General features: G+C 66.8%; 20 protein-coding genes. 4 read left to right on the plus strand and 16 right to left on the minus strand.

Features of this window, described 5'->3' with window-relative positions; translation table 11 throughout:
• Positions 1–3: 3 nt before the first annotated feature.
• Together Q3866_RS05735 and tgt are read right to left on the minus strand one after the other, a co-directional pair.
• The gene (locus Q3866_RS05735; RefSeq protein ID WP_301830303.1) at positions 4–1,473 is read right to left on the minus strand and encodes a hypothetical protein; all 1,470 of its coding nucleotides are present in this window, start codon (positions 1,471–1,473) and stop codon (positions 4–6) included.
• 266 nt (positions 1,474–1,739) lie between these two features.
• The gene (tgt, locus tag Q3866_RS05740; protein ID WP_301830305.1) at positions 1,740–2,930 is read right to left on the minus strand and encodes a tRNA guanosine(34) transglycosylase Tgt; all 1,191 of its coding nucleotides are present in this window, start codon (positions 2,928–2,930) and stop codon (positions 1,740–1,742) included.
• A 198-nt stretch (positions 2,931–3,128) separates the two neighbouring features.
• Here tgt and Q3866_RS05745 point away from each other — a divergent pair, with 198 nt between their 5' ends.
• Positions 3,129–4,649, plus strand: a complete 1,521-nt coding sequence (locus Q3866_RS05745; protein ID WP_301830306.1) for a hypothetical protein — start codon at positions 3,129–3,131, stop codon at positions 4,647–4,649.
• A 121-nt stretch (positions 4,650–4,770) separates the two neighbouring features.
• Here Q3866_RS05745 and queA read toward each other — a convergent pair whose 3' ends face one another.
• The 14 genes from queA to Q3866_RS05815 form a co-directional block, all read right to left on the minus strand.
• Positions 4,771–5,997: a tRNA preQ1(34) S-adenosylmethionine ribosyltransferase-isomerase QueA gene (queA, locus tag Q3866_RS05750; protein ID WP_301830307.1), complete on the minus strand. Its 1,227-nt coding sequence runs from the start codon at positions 5,995–5,997 to the stop codon at positions 4,771–4,773.
• A 460-nt stretch (positions 5,998–6,457) separates the two neighbouring features.
• Positions 6,458–7,258: an SDR family NAD(P)-dependent oxidoreductase gene (locus Q3866_RS05755; RefSeq protein ID WP_367881374.1), complete on the minus strand. Its 801-nt coding sequence runs from the start codon at positions 7,256–7,258 to the stop codon at positions 6,458–6,460.
• A gap of 245 nt (positions 7,259–7,503) precedes the next feature.
• Positions 7,504–8,142: an epoxyqueuosine reductase QueH gene (locus tag Q3866_RS05760; protein WP_301830309.1), complete on the minus strand. Its 639-nt coding sequence runs from the start codon at positions 8,140–8,142 to the stop codon at positions 7,504–7,506.
• Positions 8,139–9,050 (minus strand): SPFH domain-containing protein, encoded by a 912-nt coding sequence (locus Q3866_RS05765; protein WP_301830310.1) that lies wholly within the window; start codon positions 9,048–9,050, stop codon positions 8,139–8,141. The genes Q3866_RS05760 and Q3866_RS05765 overlap by 4 nt, the downstream gene beginning before the upstream one ends.
• 73 nt (positions 9,051–9,123) lie before the next feature.
• Complete coding sequence (locus Q3866_RS05770) at positions 9,124–9,873, minus strand: nitroreductase family protein (RefSeq protein WP_301830311.1); 750 nt, start codon at positions 9,871–9,873, stop codon at positions 9,124–9,126.
• Between the two features lie 284 nt (positions 9,874–10,157).
• A complete protein-coding gene (locus Q3866_RS05775) occupies positions 10,158–10,517 on the minus strand; it encodes a MerR family transcriptional regulator (protein ID WP_301830312.1) in 360 nt (119 codons plus the stop codon).
• 63 nt (positions 10,518–10,580) lie between these two features.
• A complete protein-coding gene (locus Q3866_RS05780) occupies positions 10,581–10,841 on the minus strand; it encodes a hypothetical protein (RefSeq protein ID WP_301830313.1) in 261 nt (86 codons plus the stop codon).
• 51 nt (positions 10,842–10,892) lie between these two features.
• Complete coding sequence (locus tag Q3866_RS05785; RefSeq protein ID WP_301830314.1) at positions 10,893–11,045, minus strand: hypothetical protein; 153 nt, start codon at positions 11,043–11,045, stop codon at positions 10,893–10,895.
• A gap of 66 nt (positions 11,046–11,111) precedes the next feature.
• Complete coding sequence (locus tag Q3866_RS05790) at positions 11,112–12,071, minus strand: tRNA-dihydrouridine synthase (RefSeq protein ID WP_301830315.1); 960 nt, start codon at positions 12,069–12,071, stop codon at positions 11,112–11,114.
• A gap of 764 nt (positions 12,072–12,835) precedes the next feature.
• A complete protein-coding gene (locus Q3866_RS05795; RefSeq protein WP_301830316.1) occupies positions 12,836–13,228 on the minus strand; it encodes a desulfoferrodoxin family protein in 393 nt (130 codons plus the stop codon).
• A 198-nt stretch (positions 13,229–13,426) separates the two neighbouring features.
• Positions 13,427–17,227, minus strand: a complete 3,801-nt coding sequence (dnaE, locus tag Q3866_RS05800; protein ID WP_293673769.1) for a DNA polymerase III subunit alpha — start codon at positions 17,225–17,227, stop codon at positions 13,427–13,429.
• A 385-nt stretch (positions 17,228–17,612) separates the two neighbouring features.
• Positions 17,613–18,605 carry a 2-keto-3-deoxygluconate permease gene (locus tag Q3866_RS05805; protein WP_293673770.1) on the minus strand — a complete coding sequence of 331 codons (993 nt, stop codon included), beginning with the start codon at positions 18,603–18,605 and terminating at the stop codon, positions 17,613–17,615.
• A 92-nt stretch (positions 18,606–18,697) separates the two neighbouring features.
• Entirely contained in the window at positions 18,698–19,447 is a 750-nt protein-coding gene (locus Q3866_RS05810; protein ID WP_293673771.1) for an SDR family NAD(P)-dependent oxidoreductase, read from the minus strand.
• A 400-nt stretch (positions 19,448–19,847) separates the two neighbouring features.
• A complete protein-coding gene (locus Q3866_RS05815; RefSeq protein WP_301830321.1) occupies positions 19,848–20,795 on the minus strand; it encodes a bile acid:sodium symporter family protein in 948 nt (315 codons plus the stop codon).
• Positions 20,796–20,879: 84 nt separating this feature from the next.
• Between Q3866_RS05815 and sufC the strand changes: the two genes are divergently transcribed.
• The 3 genes from sufC to Q3866_RS05830 are packed head-to-tail and all read left to right on the plus strand — an operon-like array spanning position 20,880 to position 24,251.
• Positions 20,880–21,638: a Fe-S cluster assembly ATPase SufC gene (sufC, locus tag Q3866_RS05820; protein ID WP_293673773.1), complete on the plus strand. Its 759-nt coding sequence runs from the start codon at positions 20,880–20,882 to the stop codon at positions 21,636–21,638.
• Positions 21,639–21,641: 3 nt separating this feature from the next.
• On the plus strand, positions 21,642–23,081 hold the full coding sequence (gene sufB, locus Q3866_RS05825) for a Fe-S cluster assembly protein SufB (RefSeq protein WP_293673774.1): 1,440 nt from the start codon (positions 21,642–21,644) through the stop codon (positions 23,079–23,081).
• Positions 23,082–24,251, plus strand: coding sequence for a SufD family Fe-S cluster assembly protein (locus tag Q3866_RS05830; RefSeq protein WP_301830323.1), 1,170 nt, complete (start codon positions 23,082–23,084; stop codon positions 24,249–24,251).
• Position 24,252 lies beyond the last annotated feature (1 nt).

Here is a 24,252-nt window from a genome sequence, read left to right on the forward strand (position 1 = left end):
GGGCTACTCCCCGTCCTTGGCTGCGGCGGCGCTGGCCTGCTCGTCGGCGGTCTGCTCGGCGTCGGCGGCCGTGGCGATGGCGAGTGACGCCGAGCCGTAGAGGCCGTAGGTCACGAGCATGCCCGCGGCGCCGCAGCACACGGCACAGGCGAGCTCGCGGGCAAAGCCGTCCCTGAGGACGGCCAGGCCGATGAAGACGACGATGACGGCGGTCGCGACCACCAGCGAGCGGCGCAGCACGAGCTGCTCGGCCTGCTGGCAGGACTTGCGCACCGAGAGGCCCTGGGCGCGGCCCTGCACGTAGGCGCGGCCGAGAAGGAAGGCGACGATGATGTCGGCGACCTCCATGGCGGCGATGCCGGCGATCTCGGCGCGGCCCAGGACCACGAGGTCAAAGCGGGCGGCGATCGTGAGGATGCCAAGCGAGACGATCGTTGCGACCACGGGCAGCTCGCAGACCACGCGGGCAGCGCGCCTGCAGGGGCGCAGCGCGCAAGCCCAGGCAATCACGGCAATCACCAGGACGGCGCCCCAGATCAGGGTGACGGACTCGACGGCATCGCCGCCCACGGGTCCCGAGACCTGCTCGGGCTCGGTCTGGGAGAGGGTGCAGGGAAGCTCACCGGACTTGAAGGCCGCGGCGTAGGCGTAGGCCTGGTCCTCGGTGAAGCCGCCGGCGACGTTCATCTTGCCGTTCTCGATCTTGCTGGAGACCGAGGGCGTGGCCACGATCGCGCCGTCGACGATCACGGCGATCCGGCCCGAGGAACCCGACAGCTCGTCGGTGACGCTCGCAAGGGCGCTCGTGCCGTCGGAATCGAGAGTGAGGGTCACGGCGTAGTAGGTCATGCCATAGTAGGACTGGGCGGTGACGGAGGCGTCACGCACATTGTCCGAGGTGGCGAAGGCGTCGTAGGTGCCCGGCTCGAGCGTCACGTTCTTGGCGTTGTTCTGGATCTTCTGGAGGGTGTCGGCGTCGGAGACGGTGTCGAGGCGCGCGAGCTCGAGGTGGCCCGTGCGCGTGAGGGCATCGGCCACGGCGTTGGCGTCATAGCCCTTGGGCACGCGCAGCTCAATCGCGTCGTCGCCGCTCTTGGAGAGCTGCACGTCGTGCTGATCGAGGGCGCCCGCGCGGATCTTGAGTTTGGCAAGGACGTCGTCGATCGAGGCGTCGCCGAGGTCGGAGGCCGTGAGCGTCACGGCGTTGGCGCCGCCCAGATCGCAGCCCAGGGGGATGCCCCAGGCGGGCAGGATCATCGCCACGATCGAGGCGACCGCGAGCAGGAGCACGAGGACGCCCACGCCAACGTGGCGGCGGCCCTCGATGGTCGTGCGCGACAGCGGCTTGGCCTCGCGGGCCTTGCGGTCGTCCTTCTCGGCAGGATCGCCGCCCTTCTCGGCGGCGTCATTGGCAGGTGCGTTCTCGGCGGCGAGCGTAGGCTCGTCGGCCTTCTTGTCCTTCTTGTGGAGCATGGGTCCCCCTTTGCGCGGGGCCGCCGCGCTGGGCGACGCGCGCACTCGTCGTTTAACCCATCAATTGTACCTAATGAGCTGGACGTACGCTGCAAGCCGTGCCAGGCAGGCCGGCCCAGCGCGGCCCGGGCCCCAAACGGGGGCGCGCCCGCGTGGGCACGGGGCTCACGCGGGCGCGCAGGATGCTTGCCCTGCCGAGGTGCGCCAGCGGCGGCGCATCTCGGCACGGATGTGTATGGGAGTCAAGAAAGGCGCAGGTGGGAGACCTAGAAGTCGTTCGACGCGGGCGAGTTCATCCAGTCGCGGTAGAACTCGGCGTAGGTGCCCTCGGCGATCGAGGCGCGCACGCGCTCCATCAGGCGCAGCAGGTAGCGGATGTTGTGCTGCGACAGCAGGATGCCGCCGAGCATCTCGTGCTGGCGCACGAGGTGATGGATGTAGGCGCGCGAGAAGCCGCCCGCGCAGGCCGGGCAGTCGCAGCCCTCGTCGAGCACGCCGTGGTCGTGCTTGAAGCGGGCGTTCTTGAGGTTGAGACGCCCCTCGCTCGAGAAGGCCGTGCCCACGCGGGCCGTGCGGGTGGGCAGCACGCAGTCGAACATGTCGACGCCAGCGGCCACGGCGCGCACGAGAGTCGTGGGATTGCCCACGCCCATGAGGTAGCGGGGCTTGTTCTTGGGCATGTGGTCGGAGACGAGCGGCTCAAGGGTCTCGAACATCGTCTCGTGGTCCTCGCCCACCGAGTAGCCGCCAATGCCGTAGCCCGGGAAGTCGCCGCACTCCTCGAGGTGCGCGAGGCTGCGCAGGCGCAGGTCCATGTGCATGCCGCCTTGGACGATGCCAAAGAGCGCCTGGTCGGGGCGGGTGTGGGCCTTCCAGCAGCGCTCGCCCCACATGCTCGACAGCTCAACGGCGCGCTCGACGTAGGCGCGCGTGGCGGGGTAGCCCGGGCACTGGTCGAGCTGCATGCAGATGTCGCTGCCGAGCTTCTCGGCAATGGCCATGTTGTCCTCGGGCGTCCAGTGGATGCGCGCGCCATCGTACTCGACCGCGCGGAAGCTCACGCCCTCGTTGGTGAGCTTCATGAACTCGTTGTGCGAGAAGACTTGGAAGCCGCCCGAGTCGGTGAGGATGGGCTTGTCCCAGCGCATGAACTCGTGCACGCCGCCCATCTCGGCCACGAGGTCTGCGCCCGGGCGCATGGCGAGGTGGTAGGTGTTGTTGAGGATGATCTTGGCCCCCAGGTCCTCGACCTGCTGGGGCATGAGGCCCTTGACCGTGGCCTTGGTGCCCACGGGCATGAAGATGGGCGTGGGGACGTCGCCGTGGGCCGTGTGGAAGACGCCGCAGCGCGCGTGCGTCTTGGGGTCCTCGGCGATGATGTCGAACCGGAACAGGTTATCGGGAAGGTCGCGCCCCTCGGGCCAGTTGGCCTCGCGCGGCTCGTGCGTGTGCGTCATGCGTGGTGCCCCTCTTGTTCATGGTGGCCGCGCGGGGCGGCCCTGCAGGGTGGCCGGCCGGGGTGCCCGGACGGCCGTGGCCGCCAGGCGGCCGAGTTCCCGAATTGTCTCACATCGAGGGATTCTCGGCGCGGTCGGCCTTAGTGTCCGCACGATACGCAACAATGGATGCAAACGTAGCGAGCAAGGGAGCAAGCGATGGCAGACGAGGAAGAGACGCGGCACAAGCAGGCCATCGAGAGCGAGCAGGGCAGCGACGACGAGGCCCGCAATCAGGGAGACGTCGAGGCAACCGAGGTGACAGCGGACGCGACCTCGGAGTTCGCGGAGGCAGCAGACGCCCCCAATGGCGACGAGGCCGAGAATGTCGAGGCAGACGCCGGGGCATGCGGCGCCGCGGCTTCGAGGGCAGATGGGGACGCTATGGAAAACGCCGAGGCCAGCGCTGACGTCAGCGAGCCCGCCGAGGCCGGCGCCGCCGCTCAGGCCGAGCACGACGAGAGCGACGCCAGCGAGCAGGCCGGGGACGCCGACCACGGCGAGAATGACCCCGGCGTGCCCACGCTCATCGACCGCGCCCGCGCCTACGCACAGGCGGGCGGCGAGCAGGTCGCGGGAGGCGTGGCCGCCGTGCGCGAGCTCGCCGAGGCCAGACGCGCCCACCAGGCGGCGCGCTTCGAGCTCGAGGCACTCGAGCGGCAGGCGGGCGAGCTCACCCAGGAGCTTGGCCACCGCCGCGAGGTCGAGGCCAACTTCGACGCCATCCTCGCGCTGCAGCAGCGCGAGCTCGCCGAGGCCGCCAAGCAGATCGAGCAGGCCGAGGCCCGCTGCCACGACCTCGAGGCGAAGCGCAGCGCCAAGGAGGACGAGCTCGCGGCGCTGAGGAAGCGCAACGAGAAGGCGCTCGAACCCTACAAGAAGCTCGCGGATGACTCGCGCACGTCGCTGTCGCGGGCCCAGGCCAGCGCGGCCGAGGCCAGGCGTGCCCTCAAGGTGGCGCAGGCGCAGGCAAACGAGGCGCAGGCCAGCCGCGACTCCAAGCTGCAGGCCGCCCAGCGCGCGGCCGTGAGCGCGCAGAACAAGCTCGCCAAGCTCCAGGACCAGCTCGCCGAGGCCAGGCGCAATCCATCGGCCGGCGCACGCGGCGTCACGTCCAAGAGCGGCGAGGTAGCCGCCGCGCTCGCCGCGCTCGAGCGTGCCCGCGGGGAGGTCACCCGCACGGACCAGGAGACCCAGCAGGCGCTCCAGATTGCCCAGACGCACCTCTACACGCAGCGCAAGTCGCTCGAGGAGGCCGAGGCAGATCTCGAGGCGGCCGGCTCCATCGACCAGGCGCGCCGCGACGAGCACGAGCGCCTGAGCAAGCGCGCCAGCGACGAGGAGGACGAGGTCAGCGAGGCGATTCTCGCGCTGAACGGCGAGCTCGAGGAGGCAAACGTCGAGCTCGAGGACGCCAGCGGTCGCAGCCAGGCCGCCGCGTCTGCGCTCGAGGAGGCGCGCGAGATCCACGCCCACCCCGAGCTCACCGAGCAGCTCGCCGAGCGCGAGAGTGACGCCCGCGCCCGCCTTGACGAGCAGCGCGCGCTCACCGAGCGCCTCGCCGCCGAGGAGGACGCGGTGCGCGAGCGCACGCAGCACACGCGCATGGTCGTCTACGCCCTCGCGGGCGCGGCCGTCGTCATCGTCCTGCTCGTCGTCCTGTTCGCCGTCGTCGGGTAGCAGAGGGGTCAAATCCCTTTGTCACATCCGCCCCGCTCCAAGGCAAGCGGCCCGAACGCTCAACGCGCTCGGGCCGCTTCTCGTAAGGCAGGGTGCCCCACCTCGAATTTGTTGGTGTCCCCTACTCGATGAGCATCGCGTCGCCAAAGCTCAGGAAGCGGTAGCGCTCGTCGATGGCCGCGGCGTAGGCGTCCATGATCTGCTCGCGCGTCGCCAGGGCCGAGACGAGCATCATGAGGGTGGAGCGCGGCACGTGGAAGTTGGTGATGAGCGCGTCGACCACGTGGTAGGTGCTGCCGGGCATGAGGTAGAGCTGCGTGGTAGCGTTCTCGCGCACCACGATGTCACCGCGGCCGAGCTTGTCGGCCGAGTCGGGGCGGCCCTCAAAGCGGCGCGCCACCATGGCGGGCGCGGCGGCAGGGGCCTCGGCGTCAAAGGCGCTCTCGAGCGAGCGCACCGCCGTGGTGCCCACGGCAACGACCCTGTGGCCCGCGGCCTTCGTGGCGTGCACGGCGTCGACCACGTCCTGGGTCACGTGGTAGCGCTCGGTGTGCATAACGTGCTGGGTGGGGTCGTCCTCCTCGACGAGGCGGAAGGTGTCGATGCCCACCTCGAGCTCGACGGTGGCCCAGCCAATGCCGTGCTCCTTGAGGCGTTCGATGAGCTCGGGGGTAAAGTGCAGGCCCGCCGTGGGCGCCGCGGCCGAGTGCTCCTCGTGCATGGCGTAGACGGTCTGGTACTTCTCGGGGTCGCCCTCGTAGCTGGTGATGTAGGGCGGCAGGGGCACGTGGCCCGCGGCGTGGATGGCGGCGTCGAGCGTGCGCGGCTCGCCGGTGGCCTCGTCTGTGCCCTGGGGCTCGAAGCGCACGAGGCGACCGCCCTTGGAGTCCTCGACGAAGTCGACGATCTGGCCGGTGAGCACCACGGGTGCGCTCTCGGGAGCGTGCAGGCCGCCCGCGCGGTACTCAATGAGGGCACCGGGCTTCAGGCGCTTACCAGGGTTCACGAGGCACTCCCAGACGTGGCCCATGGAGTCGAGGTCCTCGCGGCGCTTGAGCAGCAGGGTCTCGGAGACGCCGCCGGTCTGGGCCTTGCGACCCACGAGGCGGGCGGGCATGACGCGGGTCTTGTTGGCAACGAGCAGGTCGCCCGGCTCGAGGTAGTCGAGGACGTCGTAGAAGTGGCGGTGCTCGACGGAGCCGCCGTCGGCGATTGGCGTGGCGCTGCCCGTGACGCCCGCGCCACCGTCGCGGTGCAACACGAGCAGGCGGCAGGAGTCCCTGGGCTCGGCGGGCGCCTGGGCGATCAGCTCGTCTGGCAGCGGATAGTCAAAGTCATCGGTACGCATGGCACAGCTCCTTAGCAGATGATGCAACCTAGCTAGTGTAGCGCTCCCGCGTGGTGGCCCGCCACAATCGGCGCAGGTCGCGTTGGCCGAATGCGCCACAAGCTGGCGACAGGCGACGGTCGCCGGACCGCTTCCCCCACGACGGCCCAGCGCGCATGCCAAACGTCCGTAATTATCGAAAGCGCGTGCCAAACGTCCGTAGTTATGGCCTCTGAGCTCGATAATCACACGCGATAAGCACGCACTCCGGGGCAATCGGCATAGACCCCCAGGTTGGGTAGCGTGCTCCTCGTGCGCAAGATTGGCATAAAGCGAGCCGGGCATAGACCTCAGGGTCATGCCCATCCCCCTCAGGTTGGCCAAGGGCTTGAGGTGCTGCAGATTGACATGAAGCGGGACGGGCATAGACCTAAAGGTCATGCCCGCCCCGCTGAGTGGCAAGATGCTGTGCCTCAGGCCCTTAGGGGCGCTGGCCCATGCCGCCTTCGAGGGTAACCGTCTCTCCGTTCATGTACTTGAAGTCGGGGCCGCAGAGCTGGACGACGACGCGGCCAATCTCCTTCTCGACGTCGCCGTAGTGGCCGGCGGGCGGCATGTGGACGTTGGCCTTGAAGGCCTCGGGATAGGCGACCTCGAAGTTCTCGAGCTGGGCCGTCCAGGCAAGCGGGCAGACGATGTTGACGTTGACGCCGTCCTTGCCCCACTCGTTGGCGGCAACGCGGGTGAGGCCGCGGATGCCCTCCTTGGCGGCGGCGTAGGAGCACTGGCCGTAGTTGCCGAAGAGGCCGGCGCCGGAGGCGAAGTTCACGACGGAGCCCTTGGTCTCCTTGAGGTGCGGGTAGGCCTTCTGCATGTAGAGGAACGTGGCGTAGAGGCCGGAGTAGATGGCGAGGTTGAACTGGTCCATCGTGTGGTCGGCGATCGTGACGCCGGAGGCCGAGGCCTGGGCGTTGTTCACAAGGGCGTCGATGCGGCCGAACTCAGCGATGGCCTGGTCGATGACGTTCTGGACAACGGCCTCGTTGTCCTGGCCGGCGGAGACGTCGGCGGCGACGGGCAGGACCTTGATGCCGTAGTCTGCCTCGAGCGACTCCTTGGCGGCCTCGAGCTTGGCGACGTTGCGGCCGGTGATGACGAGGTTTGCGCCCTCCTTGGCAAACGCGATGTCGATGCCATAGCCGATGGAGCCGGCGCTGCCATCCTTGAGGGTTGCCTTGCCGCCGCCGGTGACGATGACGGTCTTGCCAGTGAACAGGCCCATGTCTGCCTCCCAGATCGTCGGCTCCAAGCGCTTCTGCGTGGTTCGCCAGGGGCCTCAAACCGTATCCCAATCGATTCTTGATACCGACGGCCTTCCGGACGAGCGGGGCGACAGAGCCACGCGGGCGGCAGGTGCGGCGGCGAGCGGTAGCCATGCGGCCGCGAGCGGCACGCCTCCGTGGCGCCGCTCTTCTCGCACACCTATAACGCAGCAGGTCAGACGCTTGCGGCACACGATTGGCGCAGCTAGCGAGACGCCTTCCTCGCCTCGGCCTTCGCACGCTTTCGCTCGTCGCGGCGCTCGTGGCGCTCGATCGCCGCCTCGGCAGCGGAGAAGCGGCAGCCGCAGTAGTTCTGGCGATACATCCCCAGCTCGCGGCTCTCGCGCGTGGCGTCGGCATAGAAGGGGCGCCAGTCACGGATGACAGGCACAAGGCCATGGGCGGCAGCCTGGCGCTTGAGAATCTGCGAGCAGTCGTCGAATAGCTGGTAGGGCGAGACGGCAAGGGTGGTCGAGATGTGGGTAAAGCCCAGATCGCGGGCCGCGACGCAGGCCTGGGAGAGACGGATGGCGTAACAGGCTCGGCAGCGGGCCTCGCGGTTAAACCCCAGCGGGGCGCAGGCGCGCTCCCAGGCCTCGCGCTGCTCGGCGGCCGTCTTGGTGCCCACCAGCCCGCTCCCCGCGCCGCGCTCGCAGCGCACCACAGCGATGCCCTGGGCATCTGCCCAGGCAAGCAGGGTCGCCAGGCGCAGGTCGTGCTCGGCGACGGGCTGGATGTTGGGATTGTCCCACAGGATGGTGGGCTCAAAGCCCTCCTCGCGCAGGTGCTTCAGGGGCTCGAGCGAGCAGGGACCGCAGCAGGCGTGCAGGGCAAGAGGCGTCACGCGCGCTTCCCTCCCTCAGGGTTGGGCGTAACGCGAGCGGCGAGCTGCTGCTCGTAGAGGCTGCTCGCGCTCGAGAAGTCGCCGGGCAAGACCACGCTCGAAGAGCCCTTCTCGGCAAAGGACTCCATCATCGAGACCCACTGGGTGAACTCGAAGAGGCGGTTTGCCTCCTCGCTCGAGAGCTCTGAGCCCTTGATGGTGTCGATCGACTCCTTGATGCCACGGGCTATGGCAATGCGCTGGTCAGCGATGCCCTTGCCTTCGGCAGCCATGGCCTCGGCCTTGGCCTGGGCGGCGATGACGGTCTTGGCGCGGGCCGCCTCGGCGTCATTGCGGGCGCTCTCGAGGTTGTTCTTGGACGCTACGATGCGGTTCATCGACTCCTGGACCTCGGCCGGCAGGCGAATCGAGGTGATAAGGGTCGTCACGAGTACGTAGCCGTAGTCGAGCATCTTGGTGGCCACGACCTCATCGATGGCAGTGGCGATGGCATCCTTCTCGGAGAAGACCTCGTCGAGCGTACGGTTGGGAATCTGGCTGCGCAGGGCGTCTGCCAGGTAGTCCTTCATCTGGCTCACGGGATCGGTGAGGGTATAGAAGCTCTTCCAGATGCCCGACTCCGCGCCCATGTTGGCGTGCGTGGCGTCAACGTGGTACTGGATCGAGACGTCGAGCTCGATCGTGACGTTGTCATGCGTCTTGGCGTCAAACGTCATGTGCTGGTCCTCGGTCATGAGGTCGACGTCGTGGGCGGTGTCGATGAAGGGGATCATGACGTGAAAGCCCGGGCCCTTGATGCCGCAGAAGCGACCCAGGCGCTCGATGATGGCAACATGCTGCTGACGCACGACGTAGCCGCAGCGCACCGCGACCACGGCGAGGATGATGACGAGAACGATGAGGGCCATGATGACTCCTTGGTCTTGCGGCCGGCGACTTGTTCCGGCCAATTGAGGGAGACTATAGCGCAGCTGCGTGACACTAATCCGCGTAGTCGAAGTCCTCGAGCATGCGGGCCGCCGAGTCGCTCATCTCGCGCGAGAAGCCCGAGTTCCACTTGCGGCGGCAGAAGGCGCCAAGCCAGGCCTCGAGGCCGTCGTCGGGGTCTGAGGTGTGGCCCTCCTTCTGGGAGAGCACGCCGAGCAGCTCTTCGTCGGGCAGGTCCTGGTAGCTGTTCTCGAAGACCACGCTCTCGAGGTCAAAGCGGCGCGGCTTCTTGCGCTCGAGCTGGTGGGCCGTGGGGTGTCCCATCACGAGCATCGCCGCAGGCACCACGTAGCGGGGGCACCCCAGCAGCCTGCTCTGTTCCTCATGCCGCTCGAGGATGTCGCCGATGTAGCACGAGCCGATCCCCAGGGAATGAGCCGCAACCACGGCGTTTTGCGCCGCACACATGACGTCCTCGAGGGCAAGCAGCGCGTCTCCCTTGCCGGGGCGGCGGGGAGCGGCGCCCGCAAGCTCGAAGGCGCGCCACCAGCGGCGAACGTCGATGCAGAAGACGAGGACGAGCGGCGCCTTGGCGATGAAGGGCTGGTCGTCGCAGGTGTGGGCAAGCGTCTGCTTGAGGGTGGGGTCGCGCGCCACGATGATACTGTAGAGCTGCTGGTTGCCGGCGGTGGGCGCCTGGCAGGCGGCCTCTAGGATGGCGCGCTCGTCGGCCTCGCTCACGAGTTCGTCGGTGAAGGCCCGCGTGGACTTGCGAGCAAAGAGCTGTGACATGACCTCGTTCATGGAAGATCCTCTCGGCATGTGCGGGACGGCGGGGTGTCCGCAGGGGCCCGAATGTGTAAGACACTCGTAAGCTACATTTCGACTTTGTTAACGTCTAGCTCGCGAAACACAGATGCAACGAACGCACTGGATTATATGCGCAAGCTCGGCGTGCGGAGAGGTTTTACCCTTCCTCCCTTCCCTCTCCGCACGCCGCACGGGCTTGTGGACCCGCTAGTCCTCCGGTGCAACGTAGGAGAAGTACTCCGTCTTGCCCGAGAGAACGTCGTCGTAGAATTCCTGTTTCAATCGATATAGTCAATCGCCGCCTGAATTTGCTCCATCTGGCGACCGAGCTCGGCATGCTTGGCCGCGAGGAACGCCTTGCGCTCGGGGATCGTCGCCTTGCCGCGCACGCACAGGTCCAGGTAGTGCTGTATCTCGGAGATGGACATGTTGCAGCGCTTGAGGCACGAGAGACTCTTGAGCCAAGCGACGTCGCGGTCGTCGAACACGCGGCGATTGTTGGCGTCACGCTTGACGTTGGGCACCAGGCCGCGGTTGCAGTAGAACTTGAGCGTCTCGTAGGTCGTGCCGCACTCCTCGCACACCTCCTTCATGGTGTGGAGCTTGCCGGCGGCGACGGGGCCGGTGGGCGGCCTCATGACGGGGGCCGCGGGAACGGGGGGTTGCGGGCGGACATCCGTCAGCTATTTAGCGTACATAAGTCATAAAAGCGGGTCCGTCTCGGCGGCAAAAGTGCTGTTGGCCAAGGCGGGCCGCAAACTTATGTGCGCTAACCGGACAATCTTGTTGGGAACCTTGGCACCGCTCTCGATGCCAAGGTAGTCAGAGATCGCCATCGTGTCGAGCGTGGCGAACGAGACCGTGAACGCGCCCGTCTTGAGCAGGTTCTCGGTGGTCTTGTGCTGCGAGACGAACAGGCTAATCGTGTCGTAGCTCGACTGCACACCCCAGGCGGCGCTCATCGCGTTGGGGGTGCCGTCCTCAGTTCGTAGGTTGTTCCCGTTCGCAAGCTCCTACTTCTGGACCGCGTCGGCGTCGACCTCGTTGAAGATCCACGAAGAAGCCTCGTCGGCCACGTGGTAGTAGGCGTGCCGTGGCAGGGCGTTTACGCGTGCCATCTCGTCTGCGGCGAGCTCGAAGTCAAAGACGTCGAGGTTGTCGGCCATGTGGACGGAATTGGTTGTCTTGGGGAAGATGACGTTGCCCTCCTGGACGTGCCAGTGAGGCCCTGCCTACGCCTCACCGCGATAGCGGGCGACGGGTGCCAGGGGCTCGCTACCAAAGATGCGCTCGACCGCGGCCTCGTAGTCGGCGACCTTCTTCACCGATCTCACGCGCTTGCGCACGGCTCGCTCATTGGCAAAGGCGCAGCTCGAGTAGAGCCACCACTCCTTCATGCGCATGACGGCGTTGCCGCCCATCTCGTCCAGGTAGGCGCCAAACAGGGCGTCGTGGAAGTGGCGCAGCTCGACGGCGCTCGCGGGCATGCCGCCGCGCACCATACGCGGCAGGGCGGGGTTCGCAAGCACGCCGCGGCCCAGCATCACGTGGCGCGTCTGAGGGAAGGCGCTGGTCAGGCGCTCGTAGTCCTCGACCGAGAAGATGTCGCCGTTGTAGGAAACGTCAAACGGCGCCGCCTCGAGCGTGCGTCCGTAGGGCTCCCAGCGCGGGGCACCGCGGTAGGCGTCTCGCTGCAGGCGCGGGTGGACGATGAGCTCGGCGAGCGGACAGCGGCAGAAGACGGCAAGGATCTGCTCGTACTCCTCGTCGCACTCGATGCCAATCCTCGTCTTGACCGAGACCGGCAGCGGCGAGCGTTCGCACACGTCTTGGAGAAACGCCTCGAGCTCGCCCGGCTCGCGCAGAAATCCCGAGCCCTTGCCCTTGGAGACCACGGTGCCCGAGGGGCAGCCCAGATTGAGGTTGACCTCGCGATAGCCCATCTGCGCGAGCAGCCCAGCGGCCCACACGAAGCGGTCGGCATCGCGGGTGAGCAGCTGCGGAGTCACATCGAGCCCCTCGTTGGCCTGCGGGTCGAGCTCCTTCTTGGCACGTCCCACGAAGCCCTTGCCCACGTGCGGCGGCGCCACAAAGGGCGTGTAATAGCGGCTCAGAGGGCCAAAGCAGGCGGCGTGGACGCGCCTGAACACGTAGCCCGTGACCCCCTCCATGGGGGCAAGCGACAAGATCATCTGGTTTTCTCCCCCACTCCACCGGCTGGTCGGGAATTCTAACCGAGCAACAGACAGGCCATGCCAAGCGGTCGGGTGGCGACAGGCGCCTCGCCCAGGTGGCCGGCAGCCAACGCGGCGGCCGGCAAGCGGCACGTCCAAGGATAGGCTCCGGCGGGCGCCCAGGCCAACGCCCCCGCGCAAATTCCGCGCATTCCCAACTTGTGCGGTAGTAACAACCGGTTGTTAGGATGGGCGGCACCGCTAGGACCAGGCCCATTGCCCAACGAGAGCGAGAGGAACATGAAGGACTTTTCGCTTCGCAACGACACCAGGCTGCCGATACGCAACGACTCCGTGCCCGAGCTCGCTGCGCTGTGCGCGGACAGGCGCATGCTGCTTGTCTACGGCGACGGTTCCGTCAAGGAGGCAGGCCAGCATGTCTCCCTTGCCGGCATCGACGCCCTCGAGACCTTTGAGCGCGAGATGGACCTGCCCACGCACCTCTCCGAGCTGGGCGGCGACGTGAGCGACGAGACGCTGCGGCCGTGGCCAACACCGTCGTGCTCACCGGCGCCTGCGCCAAGAGGATTCTACCCGCGAGCTTTGGCGGGCCTTCAGGCGTCCGGGCGCGAGGCAAAAGCAGGGCGGCCGCGAGTTCGCCCGCGACCGCCCAACAGCGTGCCAGAGGAACAGTCTCTCTGGCCCGTAGATCCCCAGCAAATACCTCGCAAGGTTCAGCGCCCAAGACCACGGGGACAAAAGACACGTCCCCTTGTCCCCGGCTAGGCCGTGAAGCCTGCCTTCCACAAGCCATGGAGGTTGCAGTACTCGTAGACCACGGCATCGCGCGGCGGCACGCAGAACGTTGCCTCGGGGGCCGCCCCCGGCTGCAGGAACTTGACCTCGACCTTGCCGTTGCCGCGGTCGAGCGCGATGAAGGCGATATGATGCTCGGGCAGCATCGGGTGGGCCACCTCGCCCACGCGCGCCACGAGCTTGTCACCCTCGACGGAAAGCGCCGGCACATGCTTCTCGCGCGCGGCGTCAACCGTGTTGGCGACAAGCGCCACGCACGGCTCGCCGCAGCAGGAGGGCGTGCAGTCGCACTCGGCGCCCACGACCTTCCAGAACACCTCGCCGCACTTCTTGCACTTATAGAACTTGAGCTCACCCATGGACCGCTCCTCTCTCGCGTGGCGCCCGCGCCCACCGCGGGCCCTCACGGAGAGTCTGCCCACGAAAGCAGCACGCATAACGCGCGGACCCCCGCGAATCAACGCAAGGGTCCGCGCGATGCAATTCCTCAGCTATGGGAGACGAGTGTAACGGGCAGGCACCCGCAACGCCCGCACGCCGGAAGCGGCGAGCAGCCGCTATGACACGACGTGGGCAAAGCCCTTGCCGGCGACGACGTCCTGGACGCGGGCCATGAGCATCACGTTCTTGGCGTCGACGCGCGTGGGCACCTCCATGCGAAGGCGGTCGCCACTGCAGCTCTCAACGAACACCTCGACGCGGTCCATGCCCGGATGCAGCTCGAAGACTTTCTGGAGCTGCTCGAGCACCAAGCGCGACAGGGCGGCCGGCTCGAGCATGACCTCGAGGATCTTGGGCTTGTTGGTCTTCTCGGACAGCTCGAGCGGTTCAATGGCGGTGGCGAGGAACTGGTCGCCGCGGTCCGAGCGGTCGATGCGGCCCAGGATGCGCACGAAGACGTCGCCCACCTGCTCGCCGGTCTGCTCGTCGGTCTGGCCGGCAAGCACCGCAGCGCTCTTCTTGTAGGCCTTGGGGAAGACCACGACGTCGATCTCGTTCTCCATGTCCTCGAGCTGCACGATGGCCATGGGGTCGCCGTTCTTGGTCGTGCGCTTCTGCAGGCCAGACACCATGCCCGCAATCCAGATGGGCTTCTCGCCGCTCACCTCGACGTGACGCACCTCGCCGGTGACGCTCGTCTTCTCGTAGCCGCCCAGCACCTGCGACAGGGTGAAGTCGCGGGCCTTGGCCAGGGCGTACTCGTAGGGGCGCAGCGGGTGGTCGGAGATGTAGAGGCCCAGCACCTCGCGCTCCTGGGCGAGCTTGAGGGTGCGGTCCCACTCGACGGGGCTGGGGTCGGGCACGTCGGACTCGAAGCCCGAGCCCTCGACGTCGGCGAACAGGTCGAACATTGAGCTCTGGCCCGCCGCGCGGTCCTTCTGGCGCTTCGTGGCCGCATCGATGATGTTGGCAGGGTTGTTCTTGTCGACGAACTCCATGAGCTGGCGGCGCGGGTAGCCCGTCGAGTCGAAGGCTCCGCCCTTGATGAGGGCCTCGATGACGCGGCGGTTGCAGGTGCCGGTGTCGACGCGGTCGACCAGGTCGTGGAGGTTCTTGAAGGCCCCTCCCCGCTCGCGCTCGGCGATGATGGCGTCGGCCACGCCCTCGCCCACGCCGCGGATGCCGGCCAGGCCAAAGCGGACGCCCTCGTGGACGGCCGTGAACTCCTTGCCCGACTCGTTGATGTCTGGCGGCAGGATCTGGATGCCCTCGTGGCGGCAGGCCGAGACGTAGTGGACGATCTTCTCGGTCTTGCCCGTGTAGCTGGTGAGGACGGCCGCCATGAACTCGTTGGGGTAGTGGGCCTTGAGCCAGGCTGTCTGCATGACCAGGATCGCGTAGCCCGCCGAGTGCGACTTGTTGAACGCGTACGAGGCGAACTTGAGGACGTCGTCCCAGATGCGCTGGGCGATCTCGCGGGTGTAGCCGTTGCGCACGGCGCCGTTGATCCAGTGGTCGTAGGTCGTCTCGTCGGCGCCATCGTCCCAGTGGAAGATGGTGCTCGTGAGCAGCTTGATCTTCTTCTTGGCCACGGGCTTTCGGATGCGCGAGTCAGACTCGCCGGCCGAGAATCCGCTCATCTTGACCGAGATCTGCATGACCTGCTCTTGGTACACGATGGTGCCGTAGGTCTCGCCCAGGATGTCCGAGAGGCGGTCGTCGTAGAAGACGACTTCCTTCTTGCCGTTCATGCGGTCGATGTAGTCCGTGACCATGCCGGCGCCCAGCGGGCCCGGGCGGTACAGGGCGATAAGAGCCACGATGTGCTTGTACTCGGTGGGCTGCATGCCCTTGATCGTGGCGGTCATGCCGCCGGACTCGACCTGGAAGACACCGGCGGTGTTGCCCGAGCCCAGCAGCTTGTAGATGGCGGGGTCGTCGAAGGGGATCGAGTCCATGTCGACGTCGATGCCAAAGTTGGCCTTGATGTTGGCCTTTGCCTTGGAGATGACCGTGAGGGTGCGCAGGCCCAGGAAGTCCATCTTGAGCAGGCCCATGTCCGCCACCGTGTGGCCCTCGTACTGGGTGATCTCGACGCCGCCCTTGGTATCGAGCTTGGTGGGGCAGTGCTCGTTGACGGGGTCACGGCAGATGAGGACGGCGCAGGCGTGGACGCCCTCGCCGCGGATGAGGCCCTCGAGCGACAGCGCCGCGTCGATGATGCGGCGAGCGTCTGAGTCCTGGTTGTAGGCGTCGACGAAGTCCTGGGAGTACTGATCCTCGCGCCCCGGAACCTTCTCCATCGTGGCCTTGAGCGTGGCGTTGGGCGCGGCGCTGATCATCTTGGAGAGGCGCTGGCCCATGTAGACGGGGTAGTCGAGCACGCGCGCGGCGTCGTTGACGGCCTGCTTGGCCTTGATGGTCGAGTAGGTGATGACGTGGGTGACCTTCTCGGGGCCGTAGAGCTGGCGCACGTGCTCGACGACCTCGAGGCGCCGCTCATCGTCGAAGTCCATGTCGATATCGGGCATCTCGGAGCGCTGGGGCGAGAGAAATCGCTCGAACATGAGGTTGTTCGTGAGCGGGTCGAAGGTCGTGATGTCCATCGCGTAGGCAACGAGGGCGCCGGCGGCAGACCCACGGCCGGGGCCCACGCCGATGCCGTTCTGCTTGGCCCAGCGCACGTACTCCTGCACGATGAGGAAGTAGGCGGCGAAGCCCTTGTCGCAGATGATCTTGTACTCGTACTCGAAGCGCTCCTGGACGTTGATGCCGTTGATCGTGACGTTCTTCCAGTCCTCGCCGTAGCGCTTGGCCAGGCCCTCCTCGCACTCGCGGCGGAACTGGCTCTCGTGGGTCTCGCCCTCGTCGAGCAGCGGGAAGCGCGGCAGGATGATCTGGTCCCAGTCGAGCTCGACGTTGCACTTCTCGGCCAGCTCGAGGGTGTTGTCGCAGGCCTCGGGGCACCAGGAAAACAGCTCGCGCATCTCCTCCTCGGTCTTCATGTAGAACTCGCTGCCCTCCATGCGCATGCGGTTCTCGTCATCGACCTTGGAGTTCATGCCGATGCACATCATGAGGTCCTGCGTGGGGGCGTCGTCGCGCGTGAGGTAGTGGAAGTCGTTGGTGGCGATGACCTTGAGGTCGAGCGAATGGGCAAGCTCCACCAGCTGCTCGTCGAGCTGGCGGTCGGTCATGCCATTCTCGAACGTGAGGCCGTGGTCCTGAATCTCGATGTAGAAGTCGCCGGGGGCAAAGATCTCCTTGAAGGTACGCGCCCACTTGAGCGCCTCATCGGGCTGCCCGCGCAGGATCGAGCGCGGGATGATGCCAGAGACGCAGGCGGCCGTGCCGATGACGCCCTCGGAGTGCTTCTTGAGCATCTCGAGGGTGGTGCGCGGCTTGTAGTAGAAACCGCGGACGGCGGCGTCGCTCATCATCTGCATGAGGTTGACGTAGCCCACCTGGTTCTTGGCGAGCAGGATCATGTGGTAGAGCTCGGGCTTGTGGTCGCGCGAGAGGGAGTCGTCGGGCGTGAAGTAGGCCTCGCAGCCAAAGATGGGCTTCACAAGCGGGCGCGGCTTGACCTCGTCGAGGTCGCGGCCGGCCTCGTGGGCCTCGACGTCGAGCCTCCACTGGGCGTGGGCCTCGGGTTCCTCCTCGGCATTGGGCTCCACGATCTCGCGGCCCTTGGCGTAGTTGTCCTTGTCGTGGAACCACTGCTGCCAGTCAGGCTGCTGGTGGTTGTACTTGGCCGTCTCGAGGTCGAGGTCTGGCACGCCATACATGTAGCCGTGGTCCGTGATGGCCACGGCGGGCATCTTGAGGTCGACGGCTCGCTTCACCATGTCCGAGATGCGTGTTGCCCCGTCGAGCATCGAGTAGTCCGTGTGGTTGTGCAGGTGTACGAAGGCCATGTGGCGAGACTCCCCCATCCGATGTGTGCCAAATGAGGATAGCGCGCACGCCGGACACTATGGTGCGCGCCCGAGCGATTCCCGCGCACCCCCACGCCCTGTTCGATTGGCGGCAGGGCGCGGGCGCGGCGCCTCTTCGCGCTCGCCTCGTCCTCCGCTCCGTCAGCCCCACCCGGGACCCGTTTGTACGCGTCCGCAACCGTTGGGCACCCACCTCTACGTGCTAGGAGGCCATCTAGCGCGTAAAAGCGGGTGCTCGAATTCTAGAGACGCAAATGTGGGTGCACGGGCCAACGGATGCGCCACCCATCGCGCGCAACCGCACACAAAAGGGCCCGCCACCTGAGAAGGTGACGGGCCCCGGCAAGCTCGTGCGTCGATGCAACTACGCGGTAGCGGCAGCCTCGTCGGCCTTGGCGGCCTTGTTGAAGTGCTTGTACACGAAGCTCGTGACGAGCGGCGTGAGGATGGCCGTCACGATGGCGCAGGCGGCAACCTGGGCGGTAGCCACGGCGAGGACGTCACCGCCGTAGAGCGCCTCGTTGACGTTTGCCATGGCAGCGGGCGTGGCGACGTTGGCGCCGGCGCAGCTCGAGATGGCGGCGCCCGCGACGCCCGTGCCGCCCGTCAGGCGATCGACGAAGACGGCAGGAATCGCGAAGACCACCGAGCAGATGACGCCCAGCAGGATGCCCGGCAGGCCGCCGGCGACGAGCTGGCCAAACGTCATCGTGGTGCCCATCGAGAAGAACGTCAGCACGATGATGCCGGTGAGGGCGGGCGCCATCATGCGCTTGAAGCTCGGAAAGACGTTGCCCAGGATGATGCCCACGACGATGGGCAGGATGGCGCCCACGAGCGTCCAGCCGATCGGGGCCTGGCCGGCGGCGCCCAGCACGATCATCGTGACGGGCGGGCCCACGACGAGCGTCGTGATGGCCACGGCGCCACGCTCGACCTCGGTGCCCATCGTGCCCATGAGGCCCGCATACATGGCGTTGTTGGCGCCCGTGCAGGCAGCCAGGATCACCATCGCGGACAGGCCGAGGAAGTTGTCGCCGGTGAACAGCACGAGCAGCGCCACGGCGATAACGACGACCTGCTTCACGATGATGATAATCGCACCGCGTGCGGCGGCGGCAGGGGCGCTCTTGAACGAGATCGTGGTGCCCACGATGAGCAGGAAGGCGCCCACGAGCGGGCTCGCGCCGTTCTGCGTCATGCCCAGCGTGAAGCTGCCAAGGGTCTTGAACAGGTCGGGGAACAGGGTGTTGAGGAGGCACCCCAGAAGAAGCGGCACCAGGATCGTGGCGCCGGGGATGGAGGACATCTTGAAGAAGGGCTTCTTCTCCTCCATCGCAGTGGTCGAATCGCTCATTGCTAGCAACCTCTCATTGGCTCACTTGCAGAAAAAAGGGCGCGCCACCGGCCCGGCATGCGGCCTGCGGCGCGCCCGTGCGGCCTGGCAAACTACCCGTCGAGGACGATGCCGCCGTCGCAGTCGCTGATCTCGCCGTTCACGAAGCTCGCGAGCTTGGAGGCGTAGAACAGCACCATCTGGGCGGGCTCGGACGGCTGGGCGGCGCGGCCCAGGGGAATGCCGGCGATGATGCGCTTGGAGTTCTCGTCAGACAGGATCGAGGTCATGTCGGTGAGGGTGAGCGACGGGCAGACGGCGTTGCAGTGGATGTTGTACTTGCCGCCCTCCTTGGCAACCGCCTTGGTGAGGCCGTTCACGCCGGCCTTGGAGCTGGCATAGGCCGCGGTGCCCAGCAGGCCGCCGCCGATCTTGCCGGCAACGGAGGAGACGTTCACGATGGAGCTGTAGTCGAGCTCCTTGAAGCGCGGGTAGACCGCGGAGAGCATCGTGAACGTGCCGTTGAGGTTGATGTCAATCGTGCGGCGCCACTCGGCGTCGTCGATGTCCTCAAACTTCTTGGTGGAGATGACGCCGGCGCAGTTGACGAGGATGTCGACGCCCGGGACCTCCTCGAAGATCTTGTCGACCGTGGCGCGCGCCGCGGCGGCGTCGCTCACGTCGAGCTGGTAGAAGTGGTTGCCCTCGCCGAGCTTGGCGACGGCCGCCTCACCCTTGTCCTTGCTGCGGGCGATGAGGACGACGTGGCCGCCACCCTCGACGATGCCCTTGGCGATCTCGAGGCCGATGCCCTGCGTGCCACCGGTTACGATCGCGACCCTTCCCGTAAAGTCAAAGGCCATTTCTCTCCCCTTTCGAATACCGCGCGTCGATCGCGGCGGGGAGCCCCCTCTCCACCTTCTGACGCGCCATTCCAAGGCGGTAGATTAGGAGCGTTTAATAGTAAGGGCCGCAGCTTTTTGTGAGTTTTTCAAACGGTAATATTTTTTTCGGTAAACAGTAGACGGAAGTGATTTGACCGCAAACGGTACTAAATGTGCACGATTTTGAGGTCATTTTGTGCGTATCTTATGTAGTGTAGGGCCAAATGCGCTTCATCGAGCAGCCTTTGCCGCGTCGGTTGCACAGCGATTTGGGTACATCTCGCGCACCCATTCGAGGGCAGTTTGAGGCCGCGACGCAAACCGCAGGCCCCGGAGGCTCGTTTAATCGCGCTGGGCACACGTCGGCCAAAGATTGTCCCTACTCGCGGCCGACGACGCGCTCGATGATCGAGCCGAACACGCCGGCGAGCACCTGCTGGAACAGCGTGCCCATCATCACCGGGAAGACCACCTCGCCCGGGAAGAACTGGGCGGCGAGCACCGCACCGGCGGAGATGTTTCTCAACCCCGAGCAGAACGACGACGTCACGAGCTGGCCGTGGGCCAGGCCGCGGGCGTACGCGATGACGAGGCCCACCGCAAAGCCGCAACTCGCAAACACCAGGATGAAGAGGGCCATCGCAACGAGCTCGGGCGTGAGGTGGCGCATGTAGTCGCTCATCTGCGAGGAGTTCGACGCGATGATGAGCATGAGCAGCACCTTTACTGCCGGCGAAATCGCGGGCGAGAGCTTCTCGTGGCCCCACCCGTGGGTCGCGTCGTTCACAAGCATGCCCGCCACGGCCGGCAGGGCAATCATGAACACCATGTTCGACATCATGCCCAGGACGTCGACCTGCACGGTGGCGCCCAGCAGGACCTTGAGCGTGAGCGGGATCGTCACCGGGCTCGCCACGGTCGACACGAGGATGCAGGCAAGCGCGAGCGACAGGTCGCCCTCGTACATGCCGCACCACATGAAGCTCACCACAGCCACCGGCACGCAGTACTCGAGCGTGGCGCCCGTCACGAGGTTGGCGTTGCCGCCAAACAGAAGGCTCGACAGCGCCCAGGCGCACACCGGCATCACGACGATGGAGAAGCCCAGGATGCACAGCATGTTCTTGGGGTGGCGGAACTGCTCGAGCACCGAGGCGAACGTGTTGTTGAGCGAGCCCTGGAACGTCATGATCACGAACAGCACGGGCACGATGTGCTCGGTAACCCCAAACACCTGCGGGAACATAACGCCCGCAGCCACGCAAATCGGGGCGATGATGGGCATGTGGGAGCCGATCGCCTTGCCAAACCTCGTCCACCTGTCCACGCCACTCGCCTTCCTCGTGAAAATCCCACTGTCGGTGGGGTATTATCGACAAGGCTATTACCTCAGGCAAGGTAAGGACAAGAAATGGAACACCTCCTTAACATTCACGGCGTGAGCGCGAGCGCCGACGAGAAGCCCATCCTGCATGGCATCGACCTGTCGCTCGACGGCGGCGAGTGCCACGTGCTCATGGGCCCCAACGGCGCCGGCAAGTCGACGCTGGGCCACGTCATCATGGGCGACCCGGTCTACCACACCACCGCCGGCACCATCGAGTTCGACGGCGCCGACCTCACCCACGCCAGCGCCGACAAGCGCTCGCTCGCGGGCATCTTCCTGTCGTACCAGGCCCCGGTCGAGATCCCAGGCGTGCCGCTCTACAGCTTCCTGCGCACCATCTGCCAGAAGCGCCCCGAGCTCAAGATGACGGCCAAGCAGTTCCGCCGCCGCGTGGGCGAGCTGTGCGAGCAGCTCGACATGGACTCCTCCTATCTCACCCGCGAGCTCAACGTGGGATTCTCGGGCGGCGAGAAGAAGAAGGTCGAGATGCTCCAGCTGCTGCTCCTGCAGCCCAAGCTCGCCATCCTCGACGAGACCGACTCGGGCCTCGACGTCGACGCCCTCTCCGTCGTCTCGCGCGGCATCACCGCCTACCGCGAGCAGTGCAACGGGGCGCTGCTCATCATCACGCATAACACGCGCATCCTCGAGCGCGTCGAGGTCGACCACACCCACGTCATGGTGAAGGGCCACCTCGTGGCCGAGGGCGGCCCCGAGCTCATCGACCAAATCGACGCCAACGGCTTCGAGCGCTACGAGCGCGCCGAGCAGGCGGAGGCGTAAGCCATGGCAGCAAACACCAACGCCGCCGACGAGCAGCGACCCCGCTCCGAGGTCGCCGACGTCGACCGCAGCATGTATGACTTCGTGAAGCCCGAGAAGGGCTACGAGCGCTTCGCCGACGGCCTGTCCGGCGACATCGTCGAGCAGATCAGCCGCAAGAAGGACGAGCCCGACTGGATGCTCCAGATGCGCCTCAAGGCCCTGGAGACCTACGAACGCATGGAGATGCCCAAGAACTGGGGCCCGGCCATCGGCGGCCTCGACATGAGCACCATCTCGACCTACGTGGCGAGCGGCTCGAAGCAGGCCGAGAGCTGGGACGAGGTCCCCGACGACATCAAGGACACCTTCGAGCGCCTCGGCATCCCCGAGGCCGAGCGCACGAGCCTGGCCGGCGTGGGCGCCCAGTACGACTCCGAGATCGTCTACCACAACATGAAGGACGAGGTCGCGAAGTCGGGTGTCGTGTACACGACCGTCGAGGACGCCATGAAGAGCGGCTATGAGGACATGATCCGCGAGCACTTTGGCACGCTCATCCCCATGACCGACCACAAGTTCGCCGCGCTGCACTACGCGGTGTGGAGCGGCGGCTCGTTCGTCTACGTGCCCGCCGGCGTCAAGCTCGACTTCCCACTGCAGAGCTACTTCCGCCTCAACGCCGCGGGCGCGGGCCAGTTCGAGCACACGCTCATCATCGTGGAGCCGGGCGCCGACCTGCACTTCATCGAGGGCTGCTCGGCACCCAAGTACAACGTGGCCAACCTCCACGCCGGCGCCGTCGAGCTGTTCGTGGGCAAGGGCGCGAGGCTTCGCTACTCGACCATCGAGAACTGGTCGAAGAACATGTACAACCTCAACACCAAGCGCGTACGCGTCGAGGAGGACGGCAAGGTCGAGTGGGTCTCCGGCTCGTTTGGCTCCCACGTCTCCTACCTCTACCCCTCGAGCCTGCTCGTGGGGCCGCGCGCCAGCTGCGAGTTCACCGGCATCACCTTCGCCGGTGCCACACAGAACCTCGACACGGGCTGCAAGGTGACCCTCGCCGCCCCCGACACGCGCGCCAGCGTCGACACCAAGTCGCTCTCCAAGGGCGGCGGCATCTCGACGTTCCGTAGCTCGGTGGTCGTCACCAAGAAGGCCGACCGCGCCCGCGCCAGCGTGAGCTGCAGCTCCCTCATGCTCGACGACATCAGCCGCTCCGACACCATCCCCGCGATGGACGTGCGCAACGCCACCGCGAGCGTGGGCCACGAGGCCACGATCGGCCGCATCTCCGACGACACGATCATGTACCTCATGAGCCGCGGCTGCTCCGAGCAGGAGGCCCGCACCATGGTCGTCAACGGATTTGCCGACCCGGTGTCCAAGGAGCTGCCGCTTGAGTACGCCGTCGAGATGAACAACCTCATCAAGCTCGAGATGGAAGGGGCGATCGGCTAGATGTCACTCACGCTTACCGGCGTCGGCCGCGGGTCCGCCCAGACCTGGAACTGGCTCAGGACCAACGACACGACGCTTCTCGTCCCCACCCCGCCCGCGGCAGATCCCGCCGCCGAGGTCCCGGCCGCCGCGCGCCGCATCGCCTGCGGAGCGGGCGTCGAGGCCACCCAGTGGCTCGACGCGGCCGCCACGCAGCGCCGCGTCGTCGTGGTCCCCGCCGATGCCAGCTACAAGCTCGTCGAGGTCAAGATCGACGCCGCCGCGGGCCACGTTGCCCAGACGAGCGTCTTCGTGCGCCCGGGCGCCTCGGCCCGCGTGAATGTCGTCGTGGCAGACGGCCTTGCGGCCGACCCCGTCGAGAGCGACGCACGCGAGGGCGCCGCCGCCAACGAGGCGCAGGCACGCGAGGCCGACCAGCCGCGCGAGGCCGACGACGCCCCCGTCACGGCCGGGCACGCCCTGCGCATCCACGCCGAGGCGGGCAGCCACGTGACCGTGACGCTGCTCGTCGCCGCCACAGCGGGCGAACAGTACCTCGACAGCATGGGCATCGTCGCCGACGACCGCGCCGAGGTCGAGGTGCGCCAGTACGTCATCGGCGCCGCCACCACGGCCTTGGGCACCAACGTCGACCTCACCGGAGACCGCAGCCGCCTCGACCTGTCGCTTCGCTATCTCGCGGGCAAGGGCGAGAAGCTCGACCTTGGCTACGAGGTCCCCGTGCGCGGCCGCCACGCGCGTGCCAACCTCGCCATGACGGGCGTGCTGTCAGACGACGCCCACAAGGCCCTGCGCGCCACGATCGACCTCGTCCACGGCTGCAAGGGTGCCAAGGGCACCGAGCAGGAGACCGTGCTCGTCTGCGGCGACGACGTCATGAACAAGACGCTGCCCACGATCCTGTGCGACGAGGACGACGTCGAGGGCAACCACGGCGCCGCCATCGGCTCCATCTCGCCCGACCAGCTCGCCTACCTCGCAGACCGTGGCCTCACCGAGGATGAGGTCGAGGGGCTGTTCCGCCGCGCCATCGTGGAGGACGCCGCCGCGACGCTTCCCGGCGCCGCGCCCTCGGCCGTCGTAGCCTGGGCCCGCGAGACCCTGGGCAATGATGCCGCCGCAGAGATCGAGGCCTCCGTCGCGGACGGCGCCCGCGCGCTCGAGCAGTAAA

This window comes from uncultured Parolsenella sp. (genome assembly GCF_958346945.1).
GTDB lineage: Bacteria > Actinomycetota > Coriobacteriia > Coriobacteriales > Atopobiaceae > Parolsenella.